The organism is Microcystis sp. BLCC-F209 (genome assembly GCF_041928595.1).
In the GTDB taxonomy this organism is placed as follows: Bacteria; Cyanobacteriota; Cyanobacteriia; order Cyanobacteriales; family Microcystaceae; genus Microcystis.
The window spans coordinates 20356-42595 of sequence record NZ_JBHFLL010000300.1 but is presented as its reverse complement, the minus strand read 5'-3'; the positions used below and the strand labels follow the sequence as shown (position 1 = coordinate 42595).

The window sequence follows — 22240 nt, the reverse complement described above, 5'->3', positions numbered from 1 at the left end:
TAACTGATAACTGATAACTGATAACTGATAACTGATAACTGATAACTGATAACTGATAACTGATAACTGATAACTGATAACTGATAACTGATAACTGATAACTGATAACTGATAACTGATAACTGATAACTTATAACTTATAACTTATAAGTTATAACTTATAACTTATAACTTATAACTGATAACTGATAACTGATAACTGATAACTGATAACTGATAACTGATAACTGATAACTGATTCAATTAACCAAATTTAATCATTTCTCGTCCTGCCATCACCGGTAATTCCCCTTTTAAAATCGGAATCAATGTCTCGCGAATTCTGTCCGCATCGGGGGGACAACCCGGCATAAAAATATCGATGGGAATGACTTGATGGACGGGCAGCACTTGATCTAATAATTCGGGAACGATACCGGGTTCTTCTGGTAGTTGAGGTGTGTTATCTCCTAACTCTAAATAAGCTCTTTTTAGCACGGGATCGGCAGTTCCTAACATATTTCGCATAGCGGGAACGTTAGCAGTCACGGCGCAATCACCAAAAGAAACGACGGTTTTGGTATTTTGACGGACTAGATGAATTAGTTCTAAATTATCCTGATTAGCGATCGCTCCTTCCACTAAACAGACATCGACATTTTCCGGATAGGTTTTCAGATCGCAGCCGACAGGACTATAAACCACGTCAACTTTTTCGGCTAATTCTAACAGCCATTCATCCAAATCGAGGAAGGACATATGGCATCCCGAACAACCAGCTAACCAGACAGTAGCGAAGCGAATTTTAGACATAATTTTAATTCCTTGTTTGTTAGGTTTTGGCAATAGTGATTACTAGCTAATAGAAAAGCGGCTGTTTACCGAGGGGCGGGTTTTTGCCTGTCTCGACAAGTTCCTGATTATCTGCAATTAAAGAAAAAAGATCGATCCCCTTCCATTCTTGCAAAAATTCACAGATCAGCTGTGGTGTCCAATTTTCACCTCTAAAAAACTTAAAATTTTTCGTGTGGACATTGAGAAAAAAATGCAAGATATTACATTGATCCTGCGCCCCGAAAATAGTCCCCTTGACTGTCCAATTATCCACACTACTGGCGTAATCTTTGATCGCCCGATCTGCCGCCGCCACACGCTCTCGGTATTGATCACAGAATTGGCGAAGCATCTGGGGAAATCGCCCAACTTCGGCGAAAAGTTCGATCGCGGACCAAGCTAAATTGGTTGGTTGAGATTGATAATCCAGCAGGGATAGACAGCGATCCAAGGCTTGCAGAAAGATCTGTTCGAGATTTGTATCATTCATAACATTATTGATTCCCTTGACGCAGTAGGACAGACCAACCATATTGAGCTTGAGCGATTTCGTGAGCAGAAGGCTGATTCATACCCTGATTAATCACTAAATCCGATTCTAAGATTTCGTGTTCTAAAAAGACACGATCAATCGCCGTTCCCTGTCCTCGCGCCATCCTCAACCACGCCTTTGCCATATCAATACTAGGCCAAAATTCATACTGACTGACACCGCTACCGAAAGCGTAGTCCTTTGCTCGTTGAGTTTCCCGAGCAGAAATACCGCAGTAATCGGAAATCAAGCGAATATCTTCATTCATCGCCATAATCTCGTCATACAGAGCCATTTCCGCCCGCAGATACTTGGCATAAATACCTAGATGTCCCCAACGAGCGTTTTGAGAATCTACCATTTTTCGCTAACGCGTCCATTGGTGTTGAGTCCTGGCGTTAACTAAAAATTCCAACTTCGAGCGATCTTCCTCTTTTTCAGAAACGGCGGAACCCTTGCGGAATATTGCCCCGGTTGGACAAGCGGCAACACATTTGCCGCAGGAAGTACAGGCAGAAACGCTGCCCCAAGGCTGATCCATTCCCGCGATAATTTTATCTTTTTCGCCGCGATAAGCCAGATCCCAAACGTGCGCCCCTTCAATTTCATCACAGACTCGCACACAACGGGTACAGAGAACACAACGATTGTGATCGATACCAAAAAGAGGATGGGAAATATCCACTTCTCGCTTGGGAAAACGGTAGGGAAAACGACTATGGTCCATACCCACTTCGATGGCTAAATCTTGTAATTCACAGTTACCATTAGCCACACAAACCGCACAAACGTGATTGCCTTCAGCGAATAATAATTCCACTGTCATGCGGCGATATTCTTTCAGTTTTGGGGTGTCGGTATGAACCACCATTCCTTCCGCCACCTCCGTTACACAGGCGGGTAATAATTTATTAATACCTTCAATTTCTACTAAACATAAGCGACAGGCGGCCACTTCGGAAACCCCATCGAGATGACAGAGAGCGGGAATTTTTATTCCTACCTGACTAGCTGCCGCCAGAACTCTCGAACCCGCTTCGATCGCTACATCTTTACCATCAATACTTAAAGTGATTACGGACATAAAAATTCTTCTCCTTGAGGATAATATCCCTCTCCTTCCATAGGCCACGGTTTGTGGCCAAGGGTAGGATTTTTACAGAAAGTTTTAACCTAGACAATCGGCTAAGTCTTTTGCGGGGGTAGTAATCGGCTGCAGGTGATAGGTATCGGCGAGGAATTTGAGGACGTTGGGGGAGATAAATGCCGGTAAAGTTGGTCCCAGACGGATATTTTGCATCCCTAGATGTAGCAGGGTGAGCAGTACAGCGATCGCTTTTTGTTCGTACCAAGAGATAATTAGGGAGAGGGGAATCTCATTGACGCTGACGTTAAAAGCGTTGGCTAATCCTAGGGCGATTTTGATGGCACTATAGGCATCGTTACATTGTCCCAGGTCCATTAGCCGGGGTAATCCTTCGATGCTACCTAATTGTTTGTCGAAAAAGCGGAATTTTCCACAGGCAAGGGTTAAAACGATGCAATCTTCGGGGACTTGTTCCACGAATTCGGTGTAGTAATTGCGATCGGGTTTTGCCCCATCGCAGCCCCCAACTAGGAAGAAGTGACGGATTTTACCCTGTTTAAGGGCATCAACCACCGTATCAGCGACACTGAGAACGGTATTGTGGGCAAATCCCACCATTACCTGCCGAGGTTCGCTTGTTTCAGTAAATCCGGGCAATGACTGCGCTTTAGCAATCACGGGACTAAAATCGATCGCACCGTCAACTGTTTCTAAGCGGTTAATATGGGCATAACCCACAGGTCCGAGGGTAAAGAGTTTACTTTCATAGTTTTCGTGGGGGGGCATGAGACAATTAGTAGTTAAAACTATTGCCCCCGGAAACTTAGCAAATTCTTTAGTTTGATTTTGCCAGGCGGTGCCATAATGACCGTAGAGATGGGGATATTTTTCTTTGAGTTTTGGATAACCGTGGGCGGGTAATAATTCTCCGTGGGTATAGACTGTTATCCCAGTATTGGCAGTTTGTGCCAGTAAAGCCGCTAATTGTTTAATATCATGGCCGGAGACTAAAATGGCTTTACCTAAACGCGGATTTAAGGGAACATTTGTCGGTATGGGATGACCGTAGGTTTCCGTATGACCTTGATCTAATAATTCCATAGCCCGCAGGTTTGCCGCCCCGACTTTTAGACAGATTGCCACCCAATCATTCAGGTTTAAATCCCCCCGATCAATTGCCGCTAAAGTCTCTTGGATAACCTGATAAACTGAGTCATCCTCTTGACCTAATTCCTGAGCGTGAAAAGTATAGGAAGCCAGACCTTTAACTCCGTAGATAGCGGTTAACTTTAGGGAAAAAATATCGAGGTCTTGCAATTTTTCAATTAGTTCTAAGGATACTTCTTGACCTTGGCTGACTAGACTCTCATTAAAATTAGGCTGATAGTTAGCAAGTGCAGACCAGTCCAGCGATCTCAATTGTGCTTTTAAATTTTCCCGCATCTCTAAACAACGCTGAATATAATCAGTAAAACGCCGTTGATCAAAGTTAACATTGGTCATGGTGGCGAAAAGCGCCTCACAGGTAAAAATATCAGCTTCGCGAGTAGATATCGCCGCTTCTTTGGCTTTTAAAACCACCGATGCTAATCCCCGCAGACAATAAACTAATAAGTCTTGAACAGCGTTGACTTCGGGACTTTTTCCACAGGCCCCCCACTGATGACAACCATTACCACTAGCGGTTTGTTCGCATTGTTCACAAAACATAAGGTTTCTCTCTTTTTTCAGTAGATTGACAGATTGTTGCGATTTTTTCTACTAAATTGAATGCCACTTTTTTGAAAGTTAGTTATCAGCCTTCAACGGGCAGTAATTATGGATTTTACGACGGGAAAGCTTGTCTTGACAGCCTCTACTCTCTGAACTATGTTTTTATTCTCTCACCCTTTTTGCCGGTTGGGTTATGATTTTAGATTTCCTCAAGAATTACCGATTAAACAATTATTTAGTTGTCTTAAGTCAATTAAGTATAAACCTCTTGCATAATTAATTTTTGAGGGTTCAAAAAAGGCAAAAACAAGGATTAAATTACATAAAATCTGTAAATATAGCGGTTCTCGCATCTGTGCGGCACACTCAAACCTTTGCTGATTAAGCTGTTCAGGATCGGGAATGTACCTCTTGTGAATCAGAAACGCTATAGACCGTTTAATTGATTATTATTCATTCTTAATTCTCCTGACTACTGACTCCTGACTCCTGACTCCTAACCCTAACAACAATTTTTGATTTTTACAAGAGGTCTTATTTTTGGTGATTTTTATGACTCGAATAAATCCTGGTTAATCGGACAAAATAAGGCAATTTGCCCATTCAGGGTCCCTAGGAGAGAAAAATTGTCAGACAATCGGGAAAAAGTGACAGGGGAAAAATTTTTCCGAACCAGAGTAGCCAAAAAATCCCAGTCCGGGTAAAATTGATTATCGATCGATTGTGTGAGGAGTCCGACCCCCATGACCAATAAACACACAGCAAGGCTGCTGGGTAGTTACCTGCAGCGCCTGCCTGCTCATAGTTGGCTCGTCCTAGTTTTTTGGGCTTTGATTATCGCTCCAGTCCAAGCTGCTGTCGAATTACGCATTGCCATCAGTAAAGGTGTTAGTGCCGTCTCCGTGGGCAGTTCCACCGATGCTGTGGTGAAAGATGGGGCCGGCAGAGTCTTAGGAGAATTGACCGCCATGAATGCCCTCAATGCTAATCCCAGAGGAAAAGCGGTGGGTTTGGCCGATTGGCAGGCCAGTCAATTGATCATCGAACCGGAGAATGATGGTTACGTCTGGATTAATGATCGCTGGTATCGAGGACGCACAAGGATCATTCGGCAAGGTTCTGGGGTGACAGCCCTAAATTTAGTCGATTTAGAGGAATATCTCTATAGTGTCGTCGGTGCGGAGGCGATTCCCTCCTGGCCGCAAGAGGCCTTAAAAGCCCAATCTGTGGCGGCGCGCACCTATGCTCTCTACCAAATGAATACTTCTGGTAATCGCATCTACGATCTAGATACTACCACCCGCACCCAAGTTTATAAGGGTCTAGAAAGCGAGTTTACTAGCACCCACGAGGCAGTTAATGCCACCGCCGGACAAATTATGAGCTTCAACGGCAAACCGATTTTAGCGGTGTTTCACTCCTCCTCCGGGGGTCATACGGAAAATGTCGAGGATGTTTGGAATTCCCCCTTACCCTACCTGCGCGGTGTCGTCGATTACGATCAAGTCGCCCCGGTATTCCAATGGTCAAAAAACTTTAGCGCCAGGGAATTAGGCCGTTTAATCGGTGGTGTCGGTCGCGTGCGATCGCTATCTCCCGAAAGGATCACTCCCCACGGACGGGTGATTAGAATGCGTGTAGTGGGCGATCAAGGCTCTAAATTAATCTCTGATACCCAATTACGGCGATTCCTCGAGCTGCGTAGTACCCTATTCACGATTTCAGCTAATAACGGTACTTTTGCCATTAATGGTCGCGGTTTCGGTCATGGGATCGGTTTAAGTCAATGGGGCGCTTTTTCCCTCGCCGACCAAGGGGTGACCTATGACCGCATTCTCAGCCATTATTATCAAAATGCTCGTCTAACTGAAATGCCCAATTAAAAAGGCTGTCAGCCATTTCCAGTCAACAGTGAACAGTGAACTGATAACTGATAACAAGGATCGAATCTAAAACCTAATTGGTTAAGCTAAGTAGGGAGGCACAATTATTTGTAGGATGGGTTAGCGGTAGCGTAAACTATGCTGGCGTTGGGTTTCATGCTTCAACCCAACCTACGTTCATCTGATCAGTGATCACTGATAACTGATAACTGATAACTGATAACTGATTGTGAGATAATGTCTGATCTCACTTGTAATTTTTGACTTGCATGACCATCGTTACCGAAGCCTTAACCGAGTTGGAACCAGTCATAAAAACTACCTTCACCGTCGAGGAAATTCGCCAACTACTGCCCCATCGTTATCCCTTTGCCCTAGTCGATCGGATTATTGACTATGTACCAGGTAAAAAAGCCGTTGGCCTCAAAAATGTCACGATCAACGAGCCTTTTTTTCCCGGTCATATTCCCAGTCGTCCCTTGATGCCGGGGGTGTTAATTGTTGAATCTATGGCCCAAGTGGGGGGAGTGATTTTAACCCAATTACCCGGGATGAAAGGGAAATTTTTTGCCTTCGCAGGCATTGATAAAACCCGTTTTCGTCGTCCCGTGGTGCCGGGGGATCAATTGATCATGACGGTGGAATTATTATCCTTCAAGATGAATAAAATTGCTAAAATGCAAGGGGAAGCAAGAGTCGATGGGCAATTGGCCGCCCAGGGTGAAATGATGTTTTCTGTCTTTGATTGACCTATGAATTTTGATCGAGATCGTCTCCGACAAGAACTAAATTTATTTGCTATTCTAGGGGCTTTTATTACCAATATTTTCGCTAATATTTTCCCTCTCAAGGGCGAAAATATCGGGGCTATCTCGAATACAGTTTTTCAAGATGTCTTAATTGTTCCCGCTAATTATGCTTTTGCGATCTGGGGATTAATTTATCTGGGTTTAATTAGTCTGGGAATTTACCAAGCTTTGGCTTTCAATAAAACTGAACCGCGTTTGCGTCGGTTAGGCTACGAATTAGCCATCGCTAGTGCTTGTCAGATTCTCTGGGTAATTCTCTTTCAATTGCGTTTTTTTACCCTGTCTTTACTGGCAATGCTAGGCATTTTAATTCCTCTCATCCGGCTTTATCTCCGCTTAGAAATTAATCGCTTTATTGTCAATCGTAAACAGGGTTTATTAGTTAATGCTCCTATTAGTATCTATTTCGCTTGGATTACCGTGGCCACGATTGTTAACGTCGCTTCGCTGCTAGATTGGATCGACTGGCAGCGATGGGGTCTAACTGACCAAATCTGGACGGTAATAATTCTGGTTATCGGGGCAATAATCGCGATTTTAGTCGGTTTAAACCGAAAAGATCGGGCTTTTATCGGGGTGTTTATCTGGGCTTTCTTGGCGATCGCTGTTAAACAGATTTCTCTGCCTCTAATTGCGGTAACGGCGATTATATTAGCGATTACCCTAACTTTTCTGGTTTTTCGTGGCAATTTTCGTCCTCTGAGTCGTTAAGATGCAGGATCACAGCGAATTTCGACGATAAAGCCATCGGGATCATAGAAGTAAACCCCCCTGCCAGTGGGCCGGGTCACGGGTCCACTAGCAATAATAATTCCCTGACTTTGTAGCACTTCTAGGGCAAAATCGAAGCCTTCGGGGGCAATATCGAAGGCTAAATGGTTGGCACGGGTAAAAGCGATTTCAGGATTGTCGTCGGGAGGGTTTAAATCTGGTTCCCAAAATAGGTCAATTACTGTACCATCGGGGGTGATAAAATTGGCCACTTTTCCCTGGGCAACTAATTCTTTTAAGGTGGTGGGAATTTTTTCCCCCACTAATTCCTCTAAGCCTAATATTTCCCCATAAAAATGACGAGAAGCCTCCATATCTTTGACGTTGAAAGCGATATGATGGACTTTTCGTAGTTGACCGATTTTGAGTTTTTTTGTGGTTAGGGAAGGGCTAATAGTCATTTTAGTTAGGGTTTGCTGAAAAAGTTTGTTGGTGGGGTGTGGGGGAATTATGAATTATGAATTGGGATGTGGGGAGGACAAATAAAAATAATCTCCTGACGACGGATGACTTAAGAGTTAATTTTTTGCAATAATTGTCGAATGGATTCCGCATCTTGGGCGTTGGGTAGGAGGGCAAGATAGAAGCCTAAATCCTGTTGCGCTTGGCTGAGTTGTCCAATTTGATAGTAAACTAAACCTCGATCGCGTAGCTCTAGGGGATGATTAGGAATGAGCAAAAGTAGCAGATCTAGTGTCCGAATTGTCTGAGACCATTGTTGACGATTCAGGTAAATATATTTTAAATTAGTCAGCAAACGTAATAAAATTTGCTGATTGGTGGCAATATTGAGAAAATGTTCTTCTAATTTAACTGGCTGTTGATACACTTGACTTAATCTTTCTTGACAGTCCTGTTTAAATAAGATTTCACCACCGTGAAAGGGATCGACAAAGATTTCTACCTCCTCGAAATCGGGACGGATAATAAAATGCCCCGGCATACCAATTCCTACCATGGGAAAATCGATCTGTTTGGCAATCTCTAAATAGATAATCGAGAGAGTGAGCGGAATACCCGTGCGGCGATCGATTACGTCATTTAAGTAGCTATTGCGGGGGTCATAGTATTCTTGGGTATTACCGGTAAATTGTAAATCTTCAAACAAATATTGATTGATAACCTTGACTATTTTTAAAGGATATAATCTATCGGGTAAGCGTTTTTTTACCTCCTCAGCCATTAAGTTTATCCTATTTAAATAGTGATCAATCTTGAGGCGCGGATATTCAAAATTGGCTATTTGTAGAGCTGCCCGAGCTAGATTTATCTCAGGGTCAGGATGTTGAATTGTTTCGATGAAGGCCTGGTATAAGAGTTCAAGGGTCATTAGAAAAGGGTATTAATCAGATTATCAGCTATTTTAACCGATCCTTACGATTTTATTGCTTCTCTTTGCCGATCAACATTAAAGATTCAGCGATTTAGATGAGCTTTCCCTGGAGGAGTAACGAGAAATCTTGTCAATATCTAGATTAACCACTGCTTTTTTTAAAGGGATCGTGCGACAATTTTTATTTTGAGCCTGCACTTGATAAACTAATTGATTTGTCCAATCTAAAGCAGTTAACCAACCACTTTGCGGATGATAAACCCCAGTTTCAATGTCTAGCCAACCGCTGCCGCAAGCTAGTTGCCCTGGTTTGACACCTGGAAAGGTAAAGGTTAAAGTATGACCTGTGATAATTAGTTTATCCTTGAAATAGGGTTGGGTCATGGTATGAAACTCGTTTCTAATCCAACAAAACTCCTCGTTTGTTTGCTGTTCAAGGGGATATTCTGGGTGTACTCCCGCATGAACTAACCAAATATCTCCTAGGTCTAAATAAGCGGGTAGGGATTGGAACCAATTGATATGCTCGGCGGGTATATTGTTATTATAACTTAGTAGTGTCGCCGCCCCGCCACTCTCGATCCAACCGTTTAACCATCTTTCAGAAACTTCTTTTCCTGCCAGAGCTTTTAAGAGCATATATTCATGATTTCCTAGGAGACATTGGTAGTTATTTTTGATGACAAAATCCACCACTTCCAAGCTCTGCTCTCCTCGATCTATTAAATCCCCCAGAAAATAAACCTCATCCTCACTATCGGGGGCAACTCGGTTTAATAGTCGCAAAAGTGCCTGAAAACTGCCATGGACATCTCCGATAATAATACGACGCGGTTCTTGAGTCTGTTCCCCTATTTTTCTAAAAAACACACACCCCTCCCTCATCGCCGACAATACTGACATTGCTACTCTTTTATCGCTAAAAAGGTAGTTTTTATAAGGTCTTGATTTTATTATAGGACAAGCCTTTCCTTCTGACAGTCACTCCCCCCTAAGAACCGCCAGAGAAAGGCTGTAATTGTTTTGTAAAGTATTTTGGCAATCTCTGGGCAGGGAGCGGTCAGGTTATGGTATTATTTTTTTATGATCAGTTTTTATATAATCGGATGTAGGCACTTTTATCTAAACGCAAAGATTCCCATTATATAAAAAAGCATATCAAAAAAATGCCCCCTTGTCAAGCATCATGAAAAAAAAAGTTTTTTTTTGAGATTATAATAAAAAAAAATTAGATTTCTGCTGCTATGATAACCCTAATTAACGCTAGAATTCCCGCCCATCAGGAGCGACAACAAATAGAGATAAATGCTGCTGGAAAGATTGAGAGGATCACGGAGATGGGGGGAAAGACAAGAGGGGAAAAGATCATCGATATGGAAGGGGATTGGCTATCGTTGGGAGGAGTAGATTTACAGATCAACGGAGGGTTAGGATTAGCATTTCCCGACTTAGAAATAACAGATCTAGAAAAATTAGATAAGATTAGCGATTATCTGGGGAATCAAGGCATTGATGGTTATCTTCCCACCCTAGTCACCACCTCCGTGGAGAAATTTCAAAAATCCCTCTCAGTAATTGCCAAATATATCGAAAAACAGCAACAGGAAAATCGATCGAGCGCCCAGGTTTTGGGAGTACATTTAGAGGGACCATTTTTAAACTATGAAAAAAGGGGGGCGCATCCGGGACAATATCTTTTAAACCCAAGTATAGAAACAGTAGATAAACTCTTTGGGGACTACTTATCGATCGTAAAAATTATCACCCTAGCCCCGGAATTAGATAGTAGCGGTACGGTGATTAAATACCTAAGCGATCGAGGGATTACCATCAGCTTAGGACATTCGCAAGCGAATCAAGAAATAGCCAAAAAAGCCTTTTTACAGGGGGCAAAAATGGTTACTCATGCCTTTAACGCCATGCCTCCTTTACACCATCGTCAACCAGGGTTATTAGGGGAAGCAATTATCAATTGTGAGGTGTATTGTGGGTTAATTGCCGATGGTCAACACATCCATCCAACCATGATAGAATTATTACTAAAAGCCAGTAATTATGATCAAGGAATTTTCTTAGTTAGTGATGCTTTAGCGCCGATCGGTTTAGGGGATGGTGTCTATCCTTGGGACGAGAGAGAAATTGAAGTTAAACAGGGAACAGCAAGACTTTTTGACGGTACTTTAGCGGGAACAACGTTACCCTTATTACAAGGAGTAGCCAATTTAGTCAACTGGGGAATATGTGATTTAGAAACGGCGATTCTTCTAGGGACAGAATCCCCCAGAAAAGCGATCGGATTAGCGGGTTTATCGGTGGGACAACCTGCCAACTTTTTGCGCTGGCAATCAGCATCAAATTGGGAAAGATTGGATTTCCGCCAGCATTTTGGCCTCTAACTGTTGAATAAGGGTATCAAGATTGACTTCGAGGCGATCAAAACATTCAGGAGGGGAAAGATCGGGTTGAAAATAAATCAATTTTACCTGACCATCACCGATAGCGACTATAGCCACTTCTTCGCTGGGATTATAGCGATAGATAATCCCAAGCATCTCTTGAATTTTACAATTAACCTTGCGATTTAATTTCTCTAGAGCCTCCCTAGAACAACAGACAAAATGGGGCTGAGGTTTAAGATCAATGCCCAAGATTTCTTGAGCATCTTCTCCCCATTCCGAGAGTAACCCCCACATTAAACCGGCTAATTCCTGTTGATTTTCTTGCACGAATTGATCTAATTGATAGCGCCATTGATTAGCGGGATCATCGGGTATTGGTTGTTCAAATCTCATCATTAGCCTCTTTTCAGTTATCAGTTATCAGTTATCAGTTATCAGTTATCAGTTATCAGTTATCAGTTATCAGTTATCAGTTATCAGTTATCAGTCCTTAACAAGGAGGGTGCCGATCCCCCCTTAGTCCCCCCTTAATAAGGGGGGAAAGCTGAGAATTTTTAACACCTACCTACTTATAGACAACTTGGTTCTTCCGAACTTACACTGTATAAAATTCCTCAAGCTCCCTCTCTGCCCAGCAATGCTCTAAAGTTGATAAATATCAATCTAACAAAAACTTAAAGTCTTAGTATACAAGCTTTACAAGCATGAGTTGTTGATAGTTTTACATGACAGTTTCGGTAGAGCCGACAACTTTTCCTCTAGATAGGGATTGAATAGGGATAGAACTATTCACCTTTTCAGTTAACGACGGTACTCATCACCGCAATCACCGATTAACTGCAATAAATCCCGGGATTTTTGCAAGACATGATCAATTTTTTGATAGTCTTGGGGAGATAATTGAAAATCGAAAATACGGGCATTTTCTTGGATATGTTCGGCAACACCCAAACGCACCCCGATAATTGCCCCGGCTACGGCTTTTTGTTCGAGAACGTAACGCACTGCCACATTAGGAATGGTGACATGATAGGAATCAGCGATCGCTTTAAGAACGGTTAATAATTCTTGGAATAATTGCCAGTTTCCCCAAGCATCGATCATGTTTTTATATTTCCGTAAACTAGCGGTATTGAGACTCATGGCATTGGGTTCAGGATGACCGAGATATTTTGCCCCTAATAAGCCTCCTGCTAGAGTACCATAGGCGAGTAGATAGATGTTATGTTCTTGGCAAAATTGCGCCATTTTAACGAGGGGACGGCGATCAATCAGGGAAAACTGGACTTGATTGGAGACTATTTTAATCCCAGCGCTGAGAATAATTTTTAAATGTTCCGTGTCGAAATTAGTCAAGGCCAGGTGTTTAATTTTGCCTTCCTGTTGTAATTCTCCTAAAAAATATAAGGCATCTAGATAATTTTTATCGCAATAATTCCACCAGTGAAACTGCAATAAATCGAGACTATCCACATCCATGCGACGTAGGGAAATAGCGATATTCTTTTCGACTATTTCCTTAGTCATTTTACCCGGACGGGGAACCCATTTAGTGAAAGCTTGCAGATTATTTAAGGCATCAATGCCCCTTTGGGCGACTAATTGACGACGAAATTCACCGATAAAATCTTCGGCCGGACCGTAATGATCGGCCAGATCCCAAGTGGTGAAACCGGCATCTAGATAGGAGAACATACTAGGGATCGCTTTTTGGGGTGCGATCGAACCATGGGCGCCTGAAACCTGCCACATTCCGTTCAAAATACGACAAATTTCCAGATCGGGGGTAAACTGTAAGCGACGAGATTCGGACATGGGAATTATGAATTATGAATTATGAATTATGAATTATGAATTGGGGAGGGGAGCATCTCACCTTTGTAACCCCTAAATCAGGTTTTTATGTCAAGCTATTTTGAAAGCCTTGCTAGAAAACAGTTTTAGGGATAAGTATAATTACTCACTTGCATAAATGAGATGCTCAATTGGGGAGTGGGGGGAGAGGGAAGTGGGGAGAAGGAAGTGGGGAGAATAAATAAAAATAATCTCCTGACTCCTAAATACTGACTCCTGACGGCTAAAAAGCCGATGAATCTACTTTCTTAAATTATCGCCCGATTTTACCCTGTTTCGTTGAACAGATCGATCGTCCCTGTCTGGAAAAACGTGGCAAAGGGGAAGACTTTCGCAAAAATCTCCCCCTGTTTAGGTTTTTGCTGCCCAATTTTTGCCCGGTTAATATTCCACTTCCAATCGCGCTGCGGTGACAGCATCAAAAGCGAAAGCGAGAACTATAGGCATAGGACAAGCGAGGGTGATACAGAGAATTAAGGCTGTCACAGTCAATCCGATCGCCATTCCTAACCAAAGTTTTTCGGCAGGGGATAGACCTTTTTGGCGCTTAATTTTTTGTAACACTTTGGTGGGAATTGGTTCTGGCATCACGGCATTGGGAGGGAATGCCCAATAATTACTGTAGCGTTCGAGAAATAGCTCTGTCCAGCCGTTTTCTTGACACCATTCTTGAATCCATGGTTCGTGAAAGTGTTTCATTGCTTCCCTGTTGACTTTTTCCGGTGATTACTATAAACATCTCCTGATGTGAATTTCATCCTAGCAAAGCTATCTTAAGGGTCGATCGGATTCAATAAAACTTAATATATGAGTAGTCGGTGGGTAAAATGTATTCTAAGATACAGTGCCAGCGAACGACCAGAACGAACCACAAAGACACAAAGGACACAAAGATTGATCGCTCCCATATAAGTTAAACCGATCACACAAAAGGAAATAATTGTTAAGTAGCTGGTTATAATTAAATTAAAAATGGGTTTGAGGTTCGATCCCCCCTGCCCCCCTTGATAAGGGGGGTGCCGATAGGCGGGGGGATCTGAAAGTTTTTAATACCTACCTACTTAAAAAATTTCGGTTCTCGATTCGGTACAGATTGCCTGTAATTTTTGGTCCCAAGTATCGAGGGGAAGGGTATCGAGATAGGCAAAGTCAAAGACAATCCCGATCGAGGGGATAGCTTGCCATTCGGGGGAATGTAAGAGACGATCAAAATAACCTCCCCCGTAACCTAAGCGATAACCTTGGCGATCGCAAGCGACGGCGGGAATTAATAGTAAGTCCACTTCGGCTGGTAAAATGAGAGGAGCGATCGCTGTTGGTTCATAGATGCCATAACGATTTAATTCTAGGGGATCGTCGGCAGTCCAACAGTGCCAAGTCAGGCTATCTCCGTCACAACGAGGAAAACCCCAGCGATGGTGTTGGCAAAATAAGGAACTTAAATCCGGCTCTTGACGATAACTGAAGTAAGCGAGAATGGTTTTAGCGTGGTGAAAGAGGGGTAAAGATTGTAAATTTTTGCAAAGTTGCTGACTATTTTCTTGCCAAATATGCTTAGGAAGCGATCGTCTTTGGGCAATTAGTTGTTTGCGTAATCGGGCTTTTTTGGTAGCAGAATCCATAAAATAGAGATAAATATTTCTGTAGTCACAAGATGCTAAATCTATTTAACTCGCTTTTTGGGCGTTATAACGAGAATATCAAGGCCAATGTGGAAATTTATACCTGGGCAACTTGTCCCTACTGTATTCGGGCCAAATGGTTGCTGGGTTGGAAAGGGGTAAAATACACCGAATACAAGATTGATGGGGATGAAAGCGCTCGTCAAGCCATGGCCGAACGGTCCAACGGTAAACGCAGTGTACCACAGATTTTTATTAATAATGAACATATCGGTGGTTGTGATGATTTGTATGCTTTGGATGGTCAGAAAAAATTAGATAATTTACTGGCTAAATGTGGGACTATCTAAAGTCTATTGATGAAAAAGCCTATGAGAAACATCGGCAATGGATGCAGTTAGCTTTAAATTTAGCGGCAACTGCGGGGGATCGGGGTGATGTGCCGGTGGGAGCGGTTATCGTGGATAAAGAGGGACATTTAATCGCTCAAGAAGCTAATTGCAAGGAAAAACACCATGATCCCACCGCTCACGCCGAAATTCTGGCGATTCGTGCCGCTAGTCAAGTGTTAGGCAATTGGCACTTAAATGATTGTACCCTCTACGTCACCCTCGAACCCTGTCCCATGTGTGCTGGGGCAATTATTCAGGCTAGATTAGGATTATTAGTGTACGGTGCTGACGATCCCAAAACAGGAGTTATCCGCACTGTGGCTAATTTTATTGATAGTCCTTTTTCTAACCATCGTTTACCGGTAATCGCGGGAATTTTAGCCAAGGAATCGGGGGAATTATTACAAACATGGTTTGAGAAAAAAAGAAATGTTTAAAGAAGTCAGGGAGATAGGAGTCAATAAGCTGTAATGCCTCTTAGCTTAAAACCCCACACCCGACACCGCACACCCTGCCTCTAGAAAAAACTTTTTCAGCAAACCCTAATTAAAGCAATAGTTAAATCCTGATAAAAATCCTCCTGTTTTAACTCCACTTTTGATTGAGAAGCCAGTAAAAGTAAAGCCCAAAAAATCGCCACCTTTTCCTGTGTTGCCGAGTGACTAGAAGGCTTTTCCGCTTGCCATAAATCTAATAAATACTCAAACTCTATCTCATTTTTCTCTAATTGAAAAAACTTTCTCTGCAAAAAAAAGTCCAGTTCCGCTGCCAATTCCGTCAGGTTTTCTTGGTGGGCCAATTCCGTGATAATTTGTACCGCTTCCCGTCGGGATTGGGGCCGGGGTTTCGGGACAACTACAGGCAGTTTCGGTAAAGCTTCAATCTCTAGGGCAATCTGTTGTAATTGAGTGATTAACTCCTGCAAAGTTACCCGTCTTTTTCGCGGTGGTGGGGCAGCAGTACGACGGCGAATATGATTTTCTAGATAACGGGGTAAAGTTCTTAGTTCCCGTTCTAAATCGCTAATTTCCTCATCAATCAGACTTTCTTCTTGCTGGTCTAAAGACAATCTTTCTAGGGTATCAGCCTTAAATAAAACTAACATGGAAGCCCATAAAAAAGCCTGTCCCGATTGGGGTAAATTAGCCTGGGCCATGGCTAAATCTAGATCATTTAATAACCCCAATTCTGCCAAAAAGCGATCGATCACATCGATAACCTGCACATCCCAGGGGTCAATTTCTCCCTGTTCCGCCATTTCTAAAAGAGAGGCGATCGCATCACTGGCCGAGGTGATAGTCATGATTGTAGAATCTTGTAGGATCTCAAAGGATAAAATTTAGCAAGCAAAACCATGGACATATCGATCGCTGACCTGCGCTTGGACTACAATCTCGAAGAATTGCTAGAGTCAGAAACATCTGCCGATCCTTTCATTGTATTTAAACAATGGCTAGAACGGGCGGTATCTTCGGGAAGATTGGAACCCAACGCTATGACTTTAGCCACTATTTCCCCGGAGGGTAAACCCCGGGCCCGCATGGTACTGTTAAAAGACTTCGATCCTCGCGGTTTTGTTCTCTTTACCAACTACCAAAGCGCCAAAGGACAGGAATTAATCGCCAATCCCAATGCAGCCCTAGTGTTTTGGTGGGGAGAATTGCAACGGCAAATTAGGATCGAGGGAACTGTAGAAAAAATCAGCGAGGAGGAATCGGATAACTACTTTTTTGTCCGTCCCTGGGAATCTCGTTTAGGGGCCTGGGCCTCCAATCAAAGTGAAGTGATTTCCGGGCGAGATATCCTCGAAAAACGCCTAGCAGAACTAAAAGAAGAATATGCGGGTCGTGAAGTTCCCCGTCCTCCTCATTGGGGCGGATTTCGCCTAATTCCTAGTTTAATCGAGTTCTGGCAAGGTCGCCCCAGTCGTCTCCACGATCGTCTCTGTTATTATCGTCAAGAAGATGGCAGTTGGCAAAGGCAACGTTTAGCTCCTTAGTTTGATCTTGACACCTTGTATTGGCAAAATAACTCGATACTAATTCAATTTGTCATTTTAGTCTTGAGATAATATTAGGTCGATGTCTTTTCCCAACCCGCGCTTACCTTAGCGATCGGGTTGGGCTATTATATCAATTGGATAAAGGCAATCTCTCTGCCCTAAAGTTTCAGAAAAACGATAGAATTGAAAGGGTTTTGGTTTGCATCCTTCAAAAATAACTAGAGAATTATGGACATCAATAAAGTTGGACTTCGAGAAACCTTAGAAGCATTGCGGGTTGAACTGAGTAAATCTATTTTAGCCTCTGAGGGTGAGCAGATTCGCTTTGAAGTGGGTGACATTGAATTAGAGGTTCAATTTGTGGTTGAGCAGTCGAAAGAAGGCAAAGGTGGGCTGAAATTTTGGGTAGTAGAAATGGGTGGGGGTGTCACCAATAAAGATACGATAACCCATAGAATTAAAATTCCCCTTAAACCCATTGGGAAAGATGGAAAACCTGTATTGACAGCAAGTGATGATATTCCCGATTAGAATTTTATACCCCTAGGGACGCAATGCTTGCCCCCAAAGCAGTTAATTTGTAGGATGGGTTAGCGAAGCGTAACCCATCGCCATCCCAGAAGAATAGGTTACATCAATCCGATAAGTTATGCCCCAATTCCAACCCGATCGCGCTTTAGAAATTGTTGCCCCTAAATACGGCACTGCCTATCGAATTGGGGGACGTTTACTCTTGACTTGTCGGCATCTATTTGATAATAGTAACGACTGTAAAGTACGATTTAGATCAGCATCAAACTATTCTGATAAGCAAGATATAGACGCTAAAGTAATTTGGAAAGCTCCCGATAATATCGATATAGCCTTAGTAGAATTACCAGAAACTATCGAAACTTGTGATCCTGTAGTTTTTGGGGTGTTACCTGATGCTAATACCACAAAAAAAGTTAAATTTGACTGTTTGGGCTTTCCTTTATTTTTACGGTATGCTGAAGATAATATAAAATACGCCACAGGGTTACATATTGAGGGAACTATTGATGTAGCTAATCTTGTTCCTCATCACCGTTTGTTATTAAATATTAAAGATAGTCAAGACATACAACCCACCGATGAACAATTAGAAAGATTAGCAGAAGATCAGTCACCTTGGCAGGGAACATCGGGATCAGCAATTGTTTGTTATGGGTTAGTGATTGGGGTACAATCTAAACAGCCAATTAGAGATCGTCCAGCATCTTTAGAAGCTGAATCTTTGGCCAGGGTTTATGACAATCCTGAATGGTGTGAGATATTAGAAAACCATGATATTGATCCTGAACCTAAACCCGTTATATCCGCTTCTTTAAAATCTTCTTCCTATCGCAATCAAGCTCCTCCTAAACCGAGTTATTTTGTCGAACGTCCAGAGGTTAGTATTGAGTTAAAACAACTTTTATTGTCAGCAACAACGGAAAAAACTGGAACATTAGTTATTAGTGCGATTTATGGATTAGGAGGGATTGGTAAATCCACTTTAGCGGCGGCATTAGCACAAGAAAAAGAGGTTCAAGTTTTTTTTCCTGATGGCATTTTCTGGGCAACTTTAGGACAACAACCAGACATTTTATCCTTTCTTCATGGCTGGATTCAAGCTTTAGGAGATTATAATTTTAAGCCGACGGGTATTGATGCGGCATCCTTACACTTGAGGACTTTATTGGCAGATAAAAAGGCTTTATTAGTAGTAGATGATCTCTGGAATGTAGAAGATATTGATCCTTTTAGAGTAGCAGTAAATCAATGTAAATTATTAGTAACCACTAGAGAAGTTCCCGTTAAAGGGGCAATTCGTTATGATTTGGATGTGATGACGGAAAGCCAATCTTTAGCCTTATTAACGGGTTATTTAAAGCATGAATTAAATTTAGCAGATCAGAAACAAGCCAAAATATTAGCCAAAATTGTCGGTTATTTACCCTTAGCTTTGGAGTTAACGGCGGCACAAATTGAAGATGGGATTCCTTGGGCTGAATTAATCGAAGATTTACGAGCAGAAATCGCTCATTTAGAAATTTTAGACCGCTTGGAAGCTGGAGATACTGCCAATGAAGAAAAACGAAAACATTATAGTTTAATTGCTTGCTTTAATCTCAGTTTAAAGCGGTTAAATGGGCAAAGATTGAGACAATTTAGCTGGTTAGGGGTGTTACCCGATGATGTTACCATTACCGAAAAAATGGCGGCGACTTTATGGGATTGTCAGGTGAGAGAAGCGAGACAAACTTTAAGATATTTACGGGGTAAAGCTTTATTATTAACGGGGGTTTCTAGTGAACTATTAACGAGTTATCGGGTCCATGATTTGTTACATGATTTAGCCCGAAATCTGATCCTAGCGTCTCCTCATCCTGAAACGGATTATCGATTACCGGGGTTAGGGTTATCAATGGCTGAGGCACATCAACAGCTTTTACAACGGTATCAAAAACAAATTAAGATATCCCCCCTAACCCCCCTTGAAAAGGGGGGAAAAGAGGTGGAAGTCCCCCTTAGTAAGGGGGATTTAGGGGGATCAAACTGGCACAGTTTAGAGGATGATGGCTATATTTATAATCAATTGCTCTGGCATTTAGAAAAGGCAGGACAGATAGCCCAGATTCATCTATTACTGAGGGAAGAAACGGCAGAAGGTCATAATGGTTGGTATAGTCAATGTGAAAGGGAAGGGAAAACGGCAATTTTTATTAAGGATGTTTCCCGGGCGTGGCAATTGGCGGAGGAGCATTTTATTGAGAACAAGAGTGAGTCTCTTGGGTTACAGGTGCGTTATGCTTTAATCACCACTTCTCTTAATAGTTTGGCGGGGAATATTAAACCAGAATTGATGGCTGCACTGATTCAGCATGAAATCTGGACACCTGCTCAGGGTTTGGCTTATGTACGGCAAAATCCAGATTCTGAGAAGCAAGCAGAAGGATTAACAGCAATTAGTCCCTATCTTACTTCTACTTTGTTATCCGAAGCCTTAGAAATTGCCAGAGGGATTGGGGATAAATCTGACCGTGCATGGGCATTGACTGAGTTAGTTCCTCATTTACCTGAAGTGTTACCCGAAGCCTTAGAAGTTGCCAGAGGGATAGGCAAGGAAACAGACCGTGCATGGGCATTGACAAGGTTCGTTTCCCGTTTACCTGAAGTGTTACCCGAAGCTTTAGCGGTTGCCAGAGGGATTGGGGATGAATTCGACCGTGCAAGGGCATTGACAGGGTTAGCTCCCTATTTACCGGAAGTGTTACCCGAAGCCTTAGAAATTGCCAGAGCTATTAGGGATGAATCCCGCCGTGCAGAGGCATTGACAGGGTTAGCTCCCTATTTACCGGAAAATCTCTTAAGGGAAGCCTTAGAAGTTGCCAGAGGGATTGGGCATGAATACAACCGTGCAAGGGCATTGACCGGGTTAGCTCCCTATTTACCGGAAGTGTTACCCGAAGCCTTAGAAATTGCCAGAGGGATTGGGGATGAATACTACCGTGCAAGGGCATTGACCGGGTTAGCTCCCTATTTACCGGAAAGTTTGTTACCCGAAGCCTTAGAAGTTGCCAGAGGGATTGGGGATGAATACTATCGTGCAATAGCATTGACAAGGTTCGTTTCCCGTTTACCTGAAGTGTTACCTGAAGCTTTAGCGGTTGCCAGAGGGATTGGGGATGAAGATAAACGTATAAAGGCATGGATAGATTTAGCTCCCCATTTCCCAGAAAGTTTGTTACCCGAAGCTTTAGAAGTTGCCAAAGAGATTAGGTCTGAATCCACCCGTACAAAGGCATTGACCGGGTTAGGTCTCCATTTACCAGAAGTGTTACCGGAAGCCTTAGAACTTGCCAGAGTCATTGACGATAAATTTTCTCGTGCAGAAGCCTTGACGGGGTTAGCTCCCTATTTACCTGAAGTGTTACCCGAAGTCTTGGAACTTGCCGAAGCGATTGATGATGATGACTTCTTGGCTGCTAGTATAGTATTAGCAGACTTGGCTGTCCGTTTACCTAGAAGTTTGTTACCCGAAGCCTTAAAAGTTGCCAGAGGGATTGGGTATGAATCCTTCCGTGCAGAGGCGTTGACAGGGTTAGCTCCCCATTTACCGGTCAGTTTGTTACCCGAAGCCTTAAAAGTTGCCAGAGGGATTGGGCATGAATACCCCCGTGCAGGGGCATTGACCGGGTTAGCTCCCCATTTACCGGAAAGTTTGTTACCCGAAGCCTTAGAAATTGCCAGAGGGATTGGGAATGAATACCCCCGTGCAGGGGCATTGACCAGGTTAGCTCGCCATTTACCGGAAGTGTTACCCGAAGCCTTAGAAGCTGCCAGAGGGATTGGGGATGAAAAAGACCGTGCAGAGGCATTGACCGGGTTAGCTCCCCATTTACCGGAAGTGTTACCCGAAGCCTTAGAAGCTGCCAGAGGGATTGGGAATGAAAACTACCGTGCAAAGGCATTGACCCAGTTATCTCGCCATTTACCGGAAGTGTTACCCGAAGCCTTAGAAGTTGCCAGAGGGATTGGGAATGAAAACTACCGTGCAAAGGCATTGACCGGGTTAGCTCTCCATTTACCGGTCAGTTTACCGGTCAGTTTGTTACCCGAAGCCTTAGAAATTGCCAGAGGGATTGGGGATGAAAAAGACCGTGCAGAGGCATTGACCGGGTTAGCTCCCTATTTACCGGAAAGTTTGTTACCCGAAGCCTTAGAAGTTGCCAGAGGGATTGGGAATCAATCCTACCGTGCAGACGTATTAAAAGCCTTAACCGCCACCTTAACCCCTGCTAATGTTGACTTATCTTTCTGGCAAGATGTCCTTCAGGCTTTGGGTACTCTCACTCGTCCTAAATTCCTCGAAACTATTCCCAACTTAGTCCCTTTAATCCTTCATTTTGGGGGGGAGGTCGCTTTAAGAGAAGTGTATCAAAGTATTAGGGATGTTAGTCGCTGGTGGCGGTGATTCTCCTGTCAATAATTGCTATAATAGCTAAAATGGTCATAATGGCTAGTTT

22 protein-coding genes are annotated in these 22240 nt (G+C 42.9%); 9 read left to right on the top strand and 13 right to left on the bottom strand.

The genetic code is table 11. The features are described from left to right. Positions 1-243 precede the first annotated feature (243 nt). The 5 genes from ACE1AQ_RS19560 to hcp form a co-directional block, all read right to left on the bottom strand. Positions 244-792: an oxidoreductase gene (locus tag ACE1AQ_RS19560; protein WP_002740992.1), complete on the bottom strand. Its 549-nt coding sequence runs from the start codon at positions 790-792 to the stop codon at positions 244-246. Positions 793-838: 46 nt separating this feature from the next. Then, positions 839-1303, bottom strand: a complete 465-nt coding sequence (locus tag ACE1AQ_RS19555) for a hypothetical protein (protein ID WP_232306211.1) — start codon at positions 1301-1303, stop codon at positions 839-841. Positions 1304-1307: 4 nt separating this feature from the next. Beyond that, positions 1308-1706, bottom strand: coding sequence for a hypothetical protein (locus tag ACE1AQ_RS19550; protein WP_110546051.1), 399 nt, complete (start codon positions 1704-1706; stop codon positions 1308-1310). 6 nt (positions 1707-1712) lie between these two features. Next, entirely contained in the window at positions 1713-2429 is a 717-nt protein-coding gene (hoxU, locus tag ACE1AQ_RS19545; RefSeq protein ID WP_002760545.1) for a bidirectional hydrogenase complex protein HoxU, read from the bottom strand. Between the two features lie 84 nt (positions 2430-2513). After that, the gene (hcp, locus tag ACE1AQ_RS19540) at positions 2514-4142 is read right to left on the bottom strand and encodes a hydroxylamine reductase (RefSeq protein WP_008203751.1); all 1629 of its coding nucleotides are present in this window, start codon (positions 4140-4142) and stop codon (positions 2514-2516) included. A gap of 746 nt (positions 4143-4888) precedes the next feature. Here hcp and ACE1AQ_RS19535 point away from each other — a divergent pair. The 3 genes from ACE1AQ_RS19535 (at position 4889) to ACE1AQ_RS19525 (ending at position 7548) form a co-directional block, all read left to right on the top strand. Then, complete coding sequence (locus tag ACE1AQ_RS19535) at positions 4889-6028, top strand: SpoIID/LytB domain-containing protein (protein ID WP_008203747.1); 1140 nt, start codon at positions 4889-4891, stop codon at positions 6026-6028. A 269-nt stretch (positions 6029-6297) separates the two neighbouring features. Then, complete coding sequence (fabZ, locus tag ACE1AQ_RS19530; RefSeq protein WP_002734156.1) at positions 6298-6777, top strand: 3-hydroxyacyl-ACP dehydratase FabZ; 480 nt, start codon at positions 6298-6300, stop codon at positions 6775-6777. A 3-nt stretch (positions 6778-6780) separates the two neighbouring features. After that, positions 6781-7548 carry a tryptophan-rich sensory protein gene (locus ACE1AQ_RS19525; RefSeq protein ID WP_008203744.1) on the top strand — a complete coding sequence of 256 codons (768 nt, stop codon included), beginning with the start codon at positions 6781-6783 and terminating at the stop codon, positions 7546-7548. Here ACE1AQ_RS19525 and ACE1AQ_RS19520 read toward each other — a convergent pair. From ACE1AQ_RS19520 to ACE1AQ_RS19510, 3 genes are all read right to left on the bottom strand, one after another. Then, a complete protein-coding gene (locus ACE1AQ_RS19520; RefSeq protein ID WP_008203741.1) occupies positions 7545-8009 on the bottom strand; it encodes a VOC family protein in 465 nt (154 codons plus the stop codon). The genes ACE1AQ_RS19525 and ACE1AQ_RS19520 overlap by 4 nt on opposite strands. Positions 8010-8119: 110 nt before the next feature. After that, on the bottom strand, positions 8120-8938 hold the full coding sequence (locus ACE1AQ_RS19515) for a SirB1 family protein (protein ID WP_008203739.1): 819 nt from the start codon (positions 8936-8938) through the stop codon (positions 8120-8122). Between the two features lie 78 nt (positions 8939-9016). Continuing rightward, positions 9017-9811: a metallophosphoesterase family protein gene (locus tag ACE1AQ_RS19510; RefSeq protein ID WP_106910026.1), complete on the bottom strand. Its 795-nt coding sequence runs from the start codon at positions 9809-9811 to the stop codon at positions 9017-9019. A 374-nt stretch (positions 9812-10185) separates the two neighbouring features. On the opposite strand from ACE1AQ_RS19510, the gene nagA reads away from it, so the two are divergent. Then, entirely contained in the window at positions 10186-11337 is a 1152-nt protein-coding gene (nagA, locus tag ACE1AQ_RS19505; RefSeq protein WP_008203734.1) for an N-acetylglucosamine-6-phosphate deacetylase, read from the top strand. Here the strand turns inward: nagA and ACE1AQ_RS19500 are convergent. From ACE1AQ_RS19500 to ACE1AQ_RS19485, 4 genes are all read right to left on the bottom strand, one after another. Beyond that, complete coding sequence (locus tag ACE1AQ_RS19500; RefSeq protein WP_110544008.1) at positions 11293-11733, bottom strand: hypothetical protein; 441 nt, start codon at positions 11731-11733, stop codon at positions 11293-11295. The genes nagA and ACE1AQ_RS19500 overlap by 45 nt on opposite strands. Positions 11734-12141: 408 nt before the next feature. Beyond that, entirely contained in the window at positions 12142-13155 is a 1014-nt protein-coding gene (locus ACE1AQ_RS19495) for an aldo/keto reductase (protein WP_110544011.1), read from the bottom strand. A 420-nt stretch (positions 13156-13575) separates the two neighbouring features. After that, positions 13576-13893, bottom strand: coding sequence for a hypothetical protein (locus ACE1AQ_RS19490; protein ID WP_008203728.1), 318 nt, complete (start codon positions 13891-13893; stop codon positions 13576-13578). Positions 13894-14255: 362 nt separating this feature from the next. Next, on the bottom strand, positions 14256-14816 hold the full coding sequence (locus tag ACE1AQ_RS19485; RefSeq protein WP_008203716.1) for a 5-formyltetrahydrofolate cyclo-ligase: 561 nt from the start codon (positions 14814-14816) through the stop codon (positions 14256-14258). A gap of 32 nt (positions 14817-14848) precedes the next feature. Between ACE1AQ_RS19485 and grxC the strand changes: the two genes are divergently transcribed. Continuing rightward, on the top strand, positions 14849-15166 hold the full coding sequence (gene grxC / locus ACE1AQ_RS19480) for a glutaredoxin 3 (protein WP_002751734.1): 318 nt from the start codon (positions 14849-14851) through the stop codon (positions 15164-15166). Next, entirely contained in the window at positions 15151-15645 is a 495-nt protein-coding gene (gene tadA, locus ACE1AQ_RS19475; RefSeq protein ID WP_008203712.1) for a tRNA adenosine(34) deaminase TadA, read from the top strand. Before grxC ends, tadA begins: the two co-directional genes overlap by 16 nt. 95 nt (positions 15646-15740) lie before the next feature. Here the strand turns inward: tadA and ACE1AQ_RS19470 are convergent, their stop codons facing one another. After that, complete coding sequence (locus tag ACE1AQ_RS19470) at positions 15741-16511, bottom strand: segregation/condensation protein A (protein WP_008203710.1); 771 nt, start codon at positions 16509-16511, stop codon at positions 15741-15743. A gap of 51 nt (positions 16512-16562) precedes the next feature. On the opposite strand from ACE1AQ_RS19470, the gene pdxH reads away from it, so the two are divergent. The 3 genes from pdxH to ACE1AQ_RS19455 all read left to right on the top strand — a co-directional run bounded on the left by pdxH (position 16563) and on the right by ACE1AQ_RS19455 (position 22188). Then, the gene (pdxH, locus tag ACE1AQ_RS19465; RefSeq protein ID WP_002787824.1) at positions 16563-17207 is read left to right on the top strand and encodes a pyridoxamine 5'-phosphate oxidase; all 645 of its coding nucleotides are present in this window, start codon (positions 16563-16565) and stop codon (positions 17205-17207) included. 231 nt (positions 17208-17438) lie between these two features. Further along, positions 17439-17741 carry a trypco2 family protein gene (locus ACE1AQ_RS19460; protein WP_110544014.1) on the top strand — a complete coding sequence of 101 codons (303 nt, stop codon included), beginning with the start codon at positions 17439-17441 and terminating at the stop codon, positions 17739-17741. A gap of 118 nt (positions 17742-17859) precedes the next feature. After that, entirely contained in the window at positions 17860-22188 is a 4329-nt protein-coding gene (locus tag ACE1AQ_RS19455; RefSeq protein ID WP_374809047.1) for an NB-ARC domain-containing protein, read from the top strand. The last annotated feature ends 52 nt before the right edge of the window (positions 22189-22240 follow it).